We start from the raw sequence: 13,117 nt of genomic DNA on the forward strand, positions 1-13,117 counted from the left end.
TCAGGCGGGTGGAAAACGCTCTATGGTCACATGTCTGAAATTGTGGTGCAGGAAGGCCAGTATGTGTCGCAGGGCAGGACGCTGGGGCGCATCGGAACGACAGGTTACAGTACCGGTCCTCATGTGCATTTTGAAGTCATAAAGAACGGCAGCCTCGTGAATCCGCTCAATTATCTGCCCTGAGCGGATCTTTCGATGCAGTTTCTTTCCATGTTTTGGCCTATCCCCTTATATTTGACGCATAAGGAAATATCTGCTAGAGTGTCTCCATCATGAGAATCACGAAAGGCATCGCTGCATCTCCAGGCGTTTCAATTGCGCCGGCTTTTCTTTTTATAGACGATTCCGCCGATATCCCTCAGTATCATATCACTACAGCAGATATTCCGGCTGAGCTCGATCGTTTTCATGAAGCCTCCTTGCTTGCAAAACGCGAAATTGAGGCATTGCGCGACCGCGCTAAACTGGAAGCGGGAGAAGAGCAGGCGAGCATCTTTGATGCGCATCTCATGATGCTTGAAGACCCAGAAGTACTGGACCAGATTGAGCGTTCGTTGAACGAAAACCTTTTCAATGTCGAATCAGCCATTCTCTCGTTTGAAACGGAAATGGTGGACAAGCTTTCCTCTTCGCCAGATCCTCTCATCCAGGAGCGCGTGTCGGATGTCCACGATGTAATCAGGCGTATTCTTGGCCACCTTCTTAAAAAAGAAAGGATTTCGCTTGCAGATTTAGAAACCGAAGTAATTCTCGTGGCAAAGGACCTTCTTCCGTCGGACATGGTCGGCATGTCTCGCAGCATGATCAAAGGTATTGTCACCGAGTCTGGCGGCCGTACGAGCCATGCGGCTATTCTTGCGCGGGCATTCGAGATCCCAGCAGTGCTTGGCGTCGGTCCCAATTTTGTCGAGCAGGTCAAGCCTGGCCAATCCATCTATGTTGACGGCGACAAGGGCGTTGTTGCTATCGACCCGGATGAAATATTCATCCAACGCGAAAAGGCTGCCCGTGTTGCACGTATACAGCGGGAGAAAGAAAACCGGGAGCTCCGCTCGATTCCTGCCCAGACAAAGGATGGAACGCGGATTTCGCTCGTTGCAAATATCGAAATGCCGGATGAAGTCGCAAATGTCATCGAGTATGGGGCGGAAGGCATTGGGCTTTTCCGTTCGGAGTTTTTGTTCCTTGGTGGGCATGTTCCTGGTGAGGAAGAGCAGTACAAGGCATACAGCAAGGTTGTGCAGGCGATGGAAGGCAAGCCGGTCACCATTCGCACGCTGGATATCGGCGGCGACAAGGTGCTTCCCGAGCTTGGCGCGATGGGAGAGAAGAATCCGCTTCTCGGATGGCGGGCAATCCGCTTCTGCCTTGAAAAAACTGAACTCTTTAAGACGCAGCTCAGAGCAATTCTACGCGCTTCCATTCATGGCAAAATAAAAATAATGTTCCCCATGATCAGCACCATCGATGAACTGATACGCGCGCAAGGGCTGCTTGCCGAAGCAAAGTGGGAATGCAAGGCGCATGGCTACGAGATCGATCCGAATATAGAGACGGGCATCATGATCGAAGTGCCTTCAGCGGCGATATGTGCCGATGTGCTTGCCCGCTCCTGCGATTTCTTCTCGATCGGAACGAACGACCTGAGTCAGTACACCCTGGCGGTGGACCGCGGTAACCAGAAAGTGGCCTACCTCAACGAGCCGTATAGTCTTGCGGTACTGAGGCTTATCAGAATGACGATAGGGTATGGCGAACATGCCCATATCGGGGTGAGTCTCTGCGGCGAAATGGCGGCGGACCCCGCAAGTGCGGTGCTGCTGGTCGGCATGGGGCTCCGAAGTCTTTCGATGTCCGCCTCGGCAATTCCCGCGGTAAAACGCGCAATCATGTCGGTCACTATCGAACAGGCTACAGCGCTTGCGCATCAGGCGCTTTCCATGAACAATTCAGCGCAGGTCAGCGCACTGCTGGCATCCAAGCTTTCTCTATAGGATTTGTATGAATAAAACGTCGCAGGAAGACAGGCAACTTAAGAAACCAAAGAGCATCAAGAGAAAGGCAAGTGCAGACTCAAGCGCGCCAAAACGCAAACAGACCAGTGCCCCGGCCGCCTCACAGACAAATGAGGAAGCCGCACTGCCTGCCTTCCGTTACGAAAACTTGCCCCTTGTGGTGCTGGCCGGAAGACCGAATGTCGGCAAATCCACGCTCTTCAATCGCCTTTTAGGAAAACGAAGAGCGATTACCGACCCGACGCCAGGCGTCACTCGGGACCCCATCGAGGAGGAATGCGAACTCAGAGGAACCGACAAAAAGGTCATTGTGGTGGACACTGGGGGGTTCAAGATTGAGCGCGAGGGGCTGGATGAGCTGGTGGTTGCACGCACGCTGGCATATATCGAGCGGGCGAATCTCGTGCTTTTTATGGTGGATGCGATGGAGATCACGCCCGAAGATGAAGAGTTTGCGGCATTTTTGCGACCGTACGCGAAAAAGCTGATCCTTGTGGTGAACAAGGCAGACAGCCCCGAGCGCGATGCGCTTGTGTGGACGCATGCAAAGTGGGGGTTCGATCCGGTTCTTTTCATTTCCGCCGAACACAACCGCAATATCGATGAGCTTTCGGAAGCTATTGCCGCGCGCCTCGATTTTACTTCGGTTCGGGCGGTCGAGATCGAGAAAGCCGACATCCGCATCGCAATCATGGGCAAGCCGAACACAGGCAAGTCGACGCTGCTCAATGCGCTGTTGGGGCAGGAGAGGAGCATTGTTTCTTCCGAACCAGGCACGACTCGGGATATTGTGGAAGGTCGCTTTACATGGAAGGGCAGAGGAATCACGGTCCTCGACACCGCAGGCATCCGCCGCAAGAAAAAGGTAACCGACAATGTCGAATATTATTCGGTGACGCGCTCCATCGCGGTAGTGAACCGCGCGGATATTGTCATTCTGCTGATCGACGCGGAAGAAGGGCTTTCGGACCAGGACAAGAAGATTGCAGCCTTTGCAGTGGAAGCAGGCCGGCCGGTCGTGTTCGCGCTCAGCAAATGGGACAAAATGCCGAAGATGAAAAATGCCTTCGAAGCGGCGCGCGACCGTCTGCGCTTCTTTTTCGGGCAGATGGCGTTTGCGCCGGTCGTCGCAATTTCCGCCAAAGAAGGGGAGGGCATCGACAAGCTCATGTCAACGATTATTTCGCTGTACAGCAAGGCGAACAGGGCGATCGAGACGGCCAAGCTCAATCAGGCAGTCGCGCGCTGGATCGAGGAAACCCCTCCGCCGGCCGGCCCCCGCACCCGTTTCAAACTGCGCTACGCGGTACAGGCTTCCATGAACCCCCAGCGTTTTATCTTTTTTGTGACGCGCCCCGAAGCGGTTGCCGAATCCTATCGCAGTTTTCTCAAGAACAAACTTCGACTTGAGTTCGGCCTCGATGGCATTCCGATACAGCTGGAGCTGAGGGCCTCGCACAAAGACCGCATGCGGAGCTGATATATGCCATATTTGAGCATCGGGCAACTGGAACGGCTTATCTCAGTCCCCGCTTCGACATTGCGTTTTTGGGAGAAGACTGTTCCGTTCCTGACGCCTATGCGGAGCAAATCGGGACGCCGTACGTATTCGCTTTCCGAGGCAGCGCTTATTGCGCGGCTCAAGCACCTTGCGCTCGACAGGAAATTCGGCCTTCGCCAGGCGCAGCAACTTCTTGAATTCGAGCTTCTATATGGCGATCAGGACATGCGGGCACAGATCAATGCGCTGCGCGACGAAATTTTGCTGCTCGTTCTGGATTGCGAGAAATGGCGGGAAGAGTTTGAGGAAATCAGAGCCGCCATTACCTCTGAAAAGGAGTTTTTCAATGGACCAGAAAATCAAGCGCTTGATGGAATTCATTGATGCGTCGCCGACGCCGTACCATGCCGTCGACAATCTCATCGGAATGCTTGATGCAGCAGGCGCCCAGCGACTCGATGAACGGCAGGTTTGGCAGCTCGAACCAGGAGCTATGTATTATGTCAGTCGCTCCGGCAACTCGCTCATTGCTTTCAGAATGGGATTGCGTTTCTCGGGCGATACCGGATTTTTATTGGCAGGAGCCCATACCGACAGCCCTTCGCTCAAGTTGCGACCGGAAAAACAACTGAAATCCAAAGGCTATCTAAGGCTTGCGCTTGAATCCTATGGTTCGCCGATTCTTTCAGGTTGGCTCGACAGGCCGCTTGGAGTCGCTGGCAACGTGGCGGTTCGTGAAGGCAGCGATATTCATTCGCGTCTCTTTGTAAGCGATAAGCCGTTTGCGGTGATTCCCAATCTTGCGATTCATCTGAATCGCGAGATCAATAAAGGGTTTGAATATAATCTTCATCAGCAGATGCCGGCTGTGTTCGGGCTCGCTCGTGCTGAGAATCAAGAGGAAAGCCAAGCCGGGGGTTCTCATGCGGAGCGCGAAATTTCCGAAATTCTGGAGCGAATTGGCGAGCAAATGGCAGTAGACCCTGCAAATATAGTATCGGCGGATCTCCGATTGTTCGATTACGGTCCATCTCAGATCATCGGAGAAGAGCTCATCAATGCTCCGCGTCTCGACGACCTTGCCGGCTGCCTTGCAGTGATGGAAGCCTTCAGCGCTTCCGAAGCGCAAGAAGCAACCCAGCTTGCCTGCTTTTTCGATGCGGAGGAGATTGGCTCAATGACGCCCGGCGGTGCGCAATCGGCATATCTGCGCGATATTCTTGCAAGGATTGTTCTTGCCTCGCGCAATTCTGGCCAGGATTTCTACCGGGCGCTCGCAAATTCAGCATGCATTTCAGTAGACGCCTCGCAAGCATGGCATCCGGGCTACCCGGAAAAATTCGATGAATTCTATACGCCAGTTCTTGGGAAGGGCATCGCTGTAAAGTCAAATGCCAACATGAACTATGCTACCGATTTCACTTCTCTGCAAATTGCGGAAACCGCCGCCGCCAAAGCGCACCTTCAGATTCAGCGCTATATGGCGCGCGCCGACATCCAGCCCGGCAAAACAATCGGCCCCATAACCGCAAGCCGCACCGGCATTTCGACGGTCGATGTCGGGCATCCGATGCTCGCTATGCATGCAATTCGCGAGACAATCGCCGCTTCCGATCATCTCGACATGATTGCGTTCCTGCGCGCCTTCTATTCCTGAGCTTCCTGTTAGGGGTCGCCTTAGCTAGTGCTCCCAACCTTGTGCCAAGGGCAGGGGGCATATGGCGCGGGTGCGTGAATGCGCTCAGCCATCATTCTTCCCTTGGCAACAAAAAAGGCCGCCCACGCGGGCGGCCTTTTTCTTTGTAGCATCAAACCTTATTTTGCCAAGGGCTGATAGGTCTTCTTTGCATCCCATTCGCCTTGACGCACTTCGCCCTTGATGCTCGGGATCTTGAGGATCTGTCCGGGGAAGATCAAGTTCGGGTTGCTCGGATCTTTGAAGGTTTTCTTGTTCGCTTCATAGAGTACCGGCCACTTGTACGGGTTATTGTAAACGAACGGATACTCGGCAATTCTCCAGAGGCAATCTCTGCGCTCGGGGATGAGCCGCACCTTGTAGGTCGCTGGCAGCGGCGCGAATTCATCGATCTGCATCAATGTCCAGTATGCCTGATTTGCAAGGTTCTTGGCGCGGACATAGTCAGCAGCATTGTAGGCGGTATTCGCATCGGCAAGCACTTCGCTGCCCTGTTTGTAGAGATCAGGATAGTTGTTCTTCGCGTTCTTGGAAGTGGCCCAGTCATAGCGGTCTTTTGCCTGACCGAGCGCTACTTCGGCGTCTTTCTGGTTTTGAGCAATTTTCGCCTGATTCTCTTTTGCGGCACGTTCGGCTGCGACTCTTGCCTCGAAATCTGCGGACAGCGTCGAGAGCACTTCTTTTGCAAGTGTGGTCGCCGGAGCGTACCTTTCGACCTCATAGGCCTTTTCAGACGCTGTCATCGCCGCAGATGCGCTGTTGTATTCTGTCGGGTAGTCGGCCTTGATGTTCGCCTGATTCGCCCATGCCATGCGCGCTTGCGCCTGTGCCATAACTGCTTCGGCTTCGGCCTTGTCGCGGGCAAGCTGCGCTTTCGCGGCTTGCTCTGCATTCACCTGCGCTATGAAATCATCTGAAAGAATGCGGATAACATCGTTCGCCAGGCTTGTGGTGGCATCGTACTTGTTCTCGCTGTACGCGGTATCGGCTGCTTGCATCGAGGTGCTCGCATCGCGGTACTCATCGGGGTAATCCGCAACCAGATTGACCTGGTTTGCCCATGCCATGCGGCTGTGTGCTTTGCCAAGCGTGTCGGCTGCTTTACCAGCTTTTGCGATTTCGTCTTGCATCTGCTTTGCAGCTCGTTCGCTCGTCACCTTTGCTTCGAAATCAGGCGAAAGCGTCGAGAGCACTTCTTTTGCAAGTGTGGTTGCCGGAGCGTACTTCTCGGCTTGGTAAGCCTTTTCGGCAGCTGTCATCGCCGCGGACGCGCTGTTGTATTCTGTCGGGTAGTCGGCCTTGATGTTCGCCTGATTCGCCCATGCCATGCGCGCTCGCGCCTGCGGCAGCACCTGGTCTGCCTCGGCCTTGTCGCGGGCAAGCTGCTCTTTCGCGGCGCGGTCGGCTGCTACCTGGGCCTGGAAGTCATTCGAAAGGATGCTCGAAACTTCTTCGGCTTTCTGTTTGGAAACGACATAGTCTTCATTGCCGTAGGCCACATAGGCGCCTACCATTGCGACGCTCGCGCTCTTGTACTCATCCGGATAATCAGTGCGAACGCTGTTTTCGTTAGCCCACGCCATGCGGGCTTCGGCATCACTGATCGCGACATCGGCAGCCTGCTTGTTTGCTGCTTTCAGACGAGCTTCCTCTTCTGCCTGGGCGGCCTTGGCCTTTGCTGCTTCTCTGGAAGCAAGCACTTGCTGCTGGAATTCATCGGAAAGGGTGGAGGATACTTGTTCAGCAAGTGTCTTGGCTGGCACGTATTTCTCTATTTCATATGCTTTTTCAGCAGCAGCCATGGAGGAAGAAGCGCTTGCGTATTCTTTCGGATAATCATCTTTGAGCTTTACCTGATCGGCCCACGCGATGCGAGTTTTTGCATCGGCTATGGCCTGATCGGCAGCTGCCTTGTCTTTTTCGAGCTGTTCAATGCGGGCTTTCTCTCTTATCTGGGCTTCCTGCTGTACGAGATTGTCCGAGAGGCCGATATAATTGGCTACTTCATTCGTCTCGAATATCGCATCAGGATATTGCAATTCTTCTTTAAGCGCTTTGGCCTTGCCCAGATGCTCGGCAGCAGCGGTCAGGTAGATGTTTTCTTCGAGACCAAGTTCGGATGCGCGGTCTTTTGCATCGGCAAGATTGGACTCGGCTTTGGCAATTGCCTCGGCGACTTCAGGTCCTCTGGCTGTGGCGGCGTCGCGGGCTGTGCCGAAAGCGCTTGCTGCATCCAGATACCATGAGTAGGCGCTCACATAACTGCTATCTGCCATATTCTTTTCGGCTTCTGCCAGAATATCCAATGCCTGCTGATATTCATCGGGCGCATTGATATCGGCCTTGACGGACAGCGCCTCTTGCTGTGCGCTTGCAGCCTTGTCCTTGCCTTCGAATGCGCGTAGCTCTGCACCTTTGGAGTCAACGAAGGAATAATATGTCTGCGCTTCTTTCAGGGCTGCTGTTGAGGCGGCAATGTCATCGAGCGTGCCTTTTGCCCAGAGATCCTGCGCTTCTTTGTACTTTTCCTCACCCATTGTGAAGTACATCTGGATGCTTTCGTACTTGGCGTAATCGTTCTTTTCGATGTCGGAGCGGAGGCTGTTCACTTGGGCTGCAGCGGCGGAATTTCCAAATGCTGCTGCGGCGAACTGATACGTGGAGATCGCTTGCGCGTAATTTGATGCATCCGCGAACATCGCTGCCTGCGAATAATATTGCAGACCAGCATCATACTGCGTCGGCGCCTGGATCGGTGCATCGACATTCATCGCAGCAAAACGCATTTCGTCGGCAGAATCCTTTTCTACACCTGCGCGGAGCGGCATTCCTTCCTGGATGAGCGAATCCCATGTCGAAACGAGGTGTTCAAGCTTCTCCTTCAGCGGATATGCTTTTACGCCATCATAGGTTGCCGGGGTTTCGACGAGGTCTTTGTATTCGGCGGAGACCGCATCGTGTTCCCTGTTCGCTTCGAGGAATTTGTCGGGCAAAACTGAACCGAGCGCGAAGTCTGTCGCTTCGGTTTTCAGGGTATTGGCTTGTGCAAACAGGTTCTGCAGTTCATATTTTTCTGCAGAAGGTTCTTGCGGAACTGGAGTCTGAGGTTGCGGCTGGCCACCCTGGGTAACCGTCGGGGGTGTTTCTGTTCCCGTCGGCACCTGACCAGTGTTAGTGGCACATGAAGCAAAAATCAACGCCACTACCACCAGCAAGGGAAGAAACCGTCTTAGAAATTTCATTGCTACCCTCCTGGGATATTTCGGTCTTTTATTCAATGATATATCCATATTTCGTTCAAGTAAACAAGCAAAACAAAATTTCTTTGCTGCGCGAGCCTCCTTTTTCTCTATATCTGACTCTTTGAGCCAATACTATAACAATACACATTAATTATAACACTTTGAACCATTGATATCACACAGAACAAGCAAAAAATCGCAAAAATGACTTCTTTATCAGTTATACTATCGGCAGGAGTCGAATATCATATGAGAGCGAACGCAATTTGCAGACCCCACATTTCGGGAAGGAAGTATATTCGAGCTGCCTTTATCGGGGCAGCAGCGCTTGCATGGTTGATGCTGTGGGCCGGGTGCAGCTATTCACGCTCTTTTCCTGCTGGTTTTGTCCGGTTTGCATCGCAGCTGGATGCGTGGGAGAACCGGAGCGAAGGATTCTGTCTTGTCCTCGTGTCGAGCAGCGACAGGGCGCAGGGTTTTCTTGAGTGGAATTCACAGGGCATCTATGGGCGGATTGTTCAGGCTCAGAAAAATGGCAACACCGTCGCTATTACATTGGGCGATGGCGGCATGAACGGCCTGCAATTGTCGATCTTTCTAAAAAGAAAGAGTATCATCGCTGAATACCTTCCCAAAGATAAAAGCGCCTTGCAGCCTTTCAGAATAGAAGCATGGCACGTCTCTTCTGAAGAAGGCATGCGCGTGCTTGGCGCCACATTTGCTGAAAAGCTGCCAAACGAGCGCGCTCTGTCGCTTCGCCTTCAGTATGTGAGCGCACAGGATGCTGCGCGAAGTCGTATTCTCGATGAAATCTTGCGCCGGGGCATGTCTCTTTACAATATGGCTGAGCTTAGACTTGCACAGCAGAAAGAAGCAGCTGTAGCAGTCCAGAATCGGGCTCCGCCGCCGCAGGAATACGAGGAAATAGAATATCCTGTTTTTATTTCGGACCAATATTTGAGCATTGCCACTCAGCATTATCTTTTCGACGGAGGAGCGCATGGGGCTGCATCGACGACATTCGATATAATCGATCGCGCGAAAGGAAAACGCTTGAGCGCGCAGGATATTTTTGCAGGCGACTGGAAGGCTGGGCTGAAGCCGCTTCTTGCAGCAGAACTCATGCGGCAGAGCGCATTCTGGGGAAATAGCGGGCAAGAGGCCGATCTGAAGGCCCTCGGCCTATTCGAGTCCGAACTCTACCCTTCAGATGACATATTTGTCTGTGCGGGCGGGGTCGGGTTTCAATATGATCGATATCAGATTGCCCCATGGTATATGGGTGAATTTATTATTGTATTGCCTTGGAATGAATTGACGCCTTATCTAAGCCTGGCTTTCAAGATCCCGCAATAAAAAACCGGGCGGTGTATGGTCCGCCCGGCTCTTGGCAAAATCTGATCAGTACAGCTCAACGCTGCTGAATATTGCGCGACTCAGTGCTCGCCCGGTCCTCGGGATATCCCCTGTCAGGCCTTCTGCAAGCTGACAGTCCAGGATTTTTCGCCGGCTTCGACAGTTATGCCATCTTTGGGCTTGGTCCATTCGATTCCGACAGCAAGCGTTTCTTCCGCGACAAGCTGGCTGAAGCGCTCGAGGGCAGTATGCAGCTCATCGTCGCCAAAGAGCGCAAGCTTGATGCGATCGGTCACCTCCAGCCCGGCTTCCTTGCGCGCATTCTGGATGCCGCGGATCAGGTCGCGCACATAACCCTCATACAAAAGCTCCGGAGTGATGGTCGTGTCGAGGGCGACAGTGAGCGTGCCTTCGTTCAGCACTTTGAGCCCGGGTTTTTCTTCGCGCACAATCTCGACCTTGCTTGCATCGAGGCTGACTGTGCGGCCTGAAGCGAGAGTGAGGGGCACCTGCTCTCCGGCAAGAATGCGCTTAATTGCCGAAGTGTCTAGGGCCGCGATTTTGGCCGCGGCCTCCTTCATCTCGGACCCGAGTTCCTTGCCGAGCACGCGGAAATTCGCTTTGGCGTGGTATTCGACAAGGTCTTCTTCTTTTTCGTGCACGAAGACAGATTTGACGTTGAGCTCTTCGCGCAGAATATCTTCCATTCGTGCGAGCACTTCCTGCTCATCGGGCTGGCGGGTGATAAGCTGGACCGATGCAAGTGGCTGGCGGATCTTGAGGTCGTTGGAAACGCGGAGGGCGCGTCCCATGGAGACAGCCTGCCGGATGATGCGCATATCGCGCTCAAGCTCGAGGTTGCGATATTGCGGTTCTTCAGTGGGCCAGTTTGCGAGATGGATGGATTCAGGCTCATTTTCGAGCTTGAGATTCTGGTAGATTGTCTCGGTCACAAAGGGAATGACTGGCGCCATGACAAGAGTGAGCCTGCGCAGGACGCGGTACAGGGTCCGGTAGGCGCTTTTTTTGTCCGCGTCATTTTCCGATTTCCAGAAGCGACGGCGAGAGCGGCGGATGTACCAGTTGTTGAGGCTGTCCACAAATTCAACCATAGGTCCGATCGCAGCCTGCATATCATAGGCTTCCATGCCCGCAGTGACATCAGCGACAAGCTTTTCGCACACCGAAAGGATCCATTTGTCGAGTGGATTCTCGACATCAGTGCAGTCAAAGCTGTCGGCGGTGAAGCCGTCGATATTCGCGTAGGTCACAAAGAAGCTGTACGCGTTCCAGAGCGGGATGATGACGCTCTTGAGGACTTCCTTGACGCCATCGTCCGAATAGCAGAGGTCCTCGGCTTTGGTAACTGCTGAATTCATAAGGAAAAGCCGGAGCGCGTCGGCTCCGAATTTGTCCATGACTTCCGACGGGTCAGTGTAGTTTCGCATGCTCTTGGACATTTTCTTGCCGTCTTCCGCGAGAACAAGGCCATTGACGACGCATGCCTTGAAGGCAGGCTTGTCGAAAAGCGCAGCTGCAAGAATTGTGAGCGTGTAGAACCAGCCTCGCGTCTGGTCGAGGCCTTCGCAGATAAAGTCGGCCGGAAAGTGCTCGTCGAACTTTTCTTTGTTTTCAAAGGGATAATGGTTCTGGGCATAGGGCATGGCGCCGGATTCGAACCAGCAGTCCAGTACTTCAGGAATGCGGTGCATGGTGCCGCCGCACGAGCAAGGGAGCGTCACTTTGTCGATATGGTGCTTGTGCAGGTCTTCAGGCACTTCGCCGCCAAGTTCGGCAAGTTCCTTGCGCGAGCCAACGCAGACGGTTTTCCCGCAGGTGTCGCATTTCCAGATGGGAAGCGGATTACCCCAGTAGCGGTTGCGGCTGATCGCCCAGTCGCGGGCGTTTTCGAGCCATTTACCGAAGCGGCCGTCGCGGATGTGCGCGGGCAGCCAGTAGATGCTCTTATTTGCCCTGAGCATGGCCTCTTTGATGGGTTCGATTTTAACAAACCAGCTCGAAACAGCGCGGTAGATGAGCGGGCTGCCGCAGCGCCAGCAATGGGGATACGCGTGCAGGATCTGATCGCGCTTGATGAGCTTGCCTTCCTGCTTGAGGCGTTCCATGATGGCCTTGTCGCTGTCTTTGACAAATATGCCTTTATAATCGGGCACTTCGTCGGTGAACTTGCATTCTGCATCGACAGGGCAGACTGTTGGGATGCCTGTGCCTTTGAGCACTTCGTAGTCGTCTTCGCCGAAGCCGGGAGCGGTGTGGACGATGCCTGAGCCATCTTCTGTGGTGACATGCTCGCCCAGCACAGTGACAAAGCCTCCCTTTGCAGACAGATCCGCAAAATAAGGAAAGAGCGGCTCATACTGGATGCTGGCAAGCTCACGGCCTTTTTTCTTCCAGGCGATCTGGAGCGACTCGGGGTGCTTGTAGTAGGCGCTCAGCCTTGATTCAGCAAGAATGTAGCGCTCCTTTCCGTCGATAACGCAGGCATAGTCGATATCTGGACCGAGCGCGAGGGCGAGGTTGGAGGGCAATGTCCATGGCGTAGTAGTCCATGCGACGAAGTATGTCGAGCCATTAGCGAGATCGGCAAGGGCAGGATCTTTGTTCGATGCGGGTACACCCACAATTTTGAAGCGCACACTGATGGCGGGATCGTGGACATCCTTGTAGCCACCCAATGAAAGCTCGTGGTTGGAAAGCACGGTCGAACAGCGCGGACAGTAGGGAAGGATGTAATAGCCCTCATAGATGAGCCCTTTATCCCACAGCGACTTTATGACCCACCAGATCGATTCCATATAATCGGGATCCATGGTCTTGTAGTCGTTGTCGAAATCGACCCAGCGACCAAGGCGAGTAACGATCTGGCGCCATTCTTTTACATAGCGGAGCACTGAGGAATGGCAGGCTTCGTTGAATTCTGCCACTCCATAGCGCTCGATATCGGTTTTGGAATTGAGGCCGAGCTCTTTTTCGATGAGATTTTCCACAGGGAGTCCATGGCAGTCCCAGCCAAAGCGCCGTTCGACGCGGTAGCCTCGCATGGTTTTATATCGGGGAACAATATCTTTAATCGTACCCGGAACAAAATGGCCAAAATGCGGCAGGCCAGTAGCAAAGGGAGGTCCGTCGTAAAATACGAATTCCGGCGCACCTTCCCGCTGCGAAATTGATTTTTTGAATACATTCCGCTCTTCCCAGAATTGGACGAGTGATTCTTCCTGCTGAGGGAAGTTGACCTTTGGGTCAACGGGTTTATACACGATATCCTCCTCGATAGTTTGAGGAA

At 53.5% G+C, this 13,117-nt stretch carries 8 protein-coding genes; 6 read left to right on the forward strand and 2 right to left on the reverse strand.

Going from position 1 to position 13,117, the window contains the following annotated elements; genetic code table 11:
- The 5 genes from GAP13_RS08855 to GAP13_RS08875 all read left to right on the forward strand — a co-directional run.
- On the forward strand, positions 1 to 183 hold a 183-nt coding region (locus GAP13_RS08855; protein ID WP_158907970.1), incomplete at its 5' end, for a M23 family metallopeptidase.
- An 89-nt stretch (positions 184 to 272) separates the two neighbouring features.
- On the forward strand, positions 273 to 1,994 hold the full coding sequence (gene ptsP, locus GAP13_RS08860) for a phosphoenolpyruvate--protein phosphotransferase (protein ID WP_158907971.1): 1,722 nt from the start codon (positions 273 to 275) through the stop codon (positions 1,992 to 1,994).
- Positions 1,995 to 2,001: 7 nt separating this feature from the next.
- Positions 2,002 to 3,495, forward strand: coding sequence for a ribosome biogenesis GTPase Der (gene der / locus GAP13_RS08865; protein ID WP_158907972.1), 1,494 nt, complete (start codon positions 2,002 to 2,004; stop codon positions 3,493 to 3,495).
- A gap of 3 nt (positions 3,496 to 3,498) precedes the next feature.
- Positions 3,499 to 3,900 (forward strand): MerR family transcriptional regulator, encoded by a 402-nt coding sequence (locus GAP13_RS08870; RefSeq protein ID WP_158907973.1) that lies wholly within the window; start codon positions 3,499 to 3,501, stop codon positions 3,898 to 3,900.
- On the forward strand, positions 3,863 to 5,173 hold the full coding sequence (locus GAP13_RS08875) for a M18 family aminopeptidase (protein ID WP_158907974.1): 1,311 nt from the start codon (positions 3,863 to 3,865) through the stop codon (positions 5,171 to 5,173). Before GAP13_RS08870 ends, GAP13_RS08875 begins: the two co-directional genes overlap by 38 nt.
- A 158-nt stretch (positions 5,174 to 5,331) precedes the next feature.
- Here the strand turns inward: GAP13_RS08875 and GAP13_RS08880 are convergent, their stop codons facing one another.
- Complete coding sequence (locus GAP13_RS08880; protein WP_158907975.1) at positions 5,332 to 8,454, reverse strand: hypothetical protein; 3,123 nt, start codon at positions 8,452 to 8,454, stop codon at positions 5,332 to 5,334.
- A 249-nt stretch (positions 8,455 to 8,703) separates the two neighbouring features.
- Between GAP13_RS08880 and GAP13_RS08885 the strand changes: the two genes are divergently transcribed.
- The gene (locus GAP13_RS08885; protein ID WP_158907976.1) at positions 8,704 to 9,810 is read left to right on the forward strand and encodes a DUF3298 and DUF4163 domain-containing protein; all 1,107 of its coding nucleotides are present in this window, start codon (positions 8,704 to 8,706) and stop codon (positions 9,808 to 9,810) included.
- A gap of 113 nt (positions 9,811 to 9,923) precedes the next feature.
- On the opposite strand, the gene ileS is transcribed toward GAP13_RS08885, so the two are convergent.
- Complete coding sequence (ileS, locus tag GAP13_RS08890) at positions 9,924 to 13,091, reverse strand: isoleucine--tRNA ligase (RefSeq protein WP_158907977.1); 3,168 nt, start codon at positions 13,089 to 13,091, stop codon at positions 9,924 to 9,926.
- Between the last annotated feature and the right edge of the window lie 26 nt (positions 13,092 to 13,117).

The organism is Rectinema subterraneum (assembly GCA_009768935.1).
In the GTDB taxonomy this organism is placed as follows: Bacteria; Spirochaetota; Spirochaetia; order Treponematales; family Rectinemataceae; genus Rectinema; species Rectinema subterraneum.

Bases quoted from the DNA above. Each gene is read 5' to 3' on its own strand.
- GAP13_RS08870 (WP_158907973.1), top strand. From the start codon at position 3,499: ATGCCATATTTGAGCATCGGGCAACTGGAACGGCTTATCTCAGTCCCC.
- GAP13_RS08880 (WP_158907975.1), bottom strand. From the start codon at position 8,454: ATGAAATTTCTAAGACGGTTTCTTCCCTTGCTGGTGGTAGTGGCGTTG.
- GAP13_RS08885 (WP_158907976.1), top strand. From the start codon at position 8,704: ATGAGAGCGAACGCAATTTGCAGACCCCACATTTCGGGAAGGAAGTAT.
- GAP13_RS08875 (WP_158907974.1), top strand. From the start codon at position 3,863: ATGGACCAGAAAATCAAGCGCTTGATGGAATTCATTGATGCGTCGCCG.
- ptsP (WP_158907971.1), top strand. From the start codon at position 273: ATGAGAATCACGAAAGGCATCGCTGCATCTCCAGGCGTTTCAATTGCG.
- der (WP_158907972.1), top strand. From the start codon at position 2,002: ATGAATAAAACGTCGCAGGAAGACAGGCAACTTAAGAAACCAAAGAGC.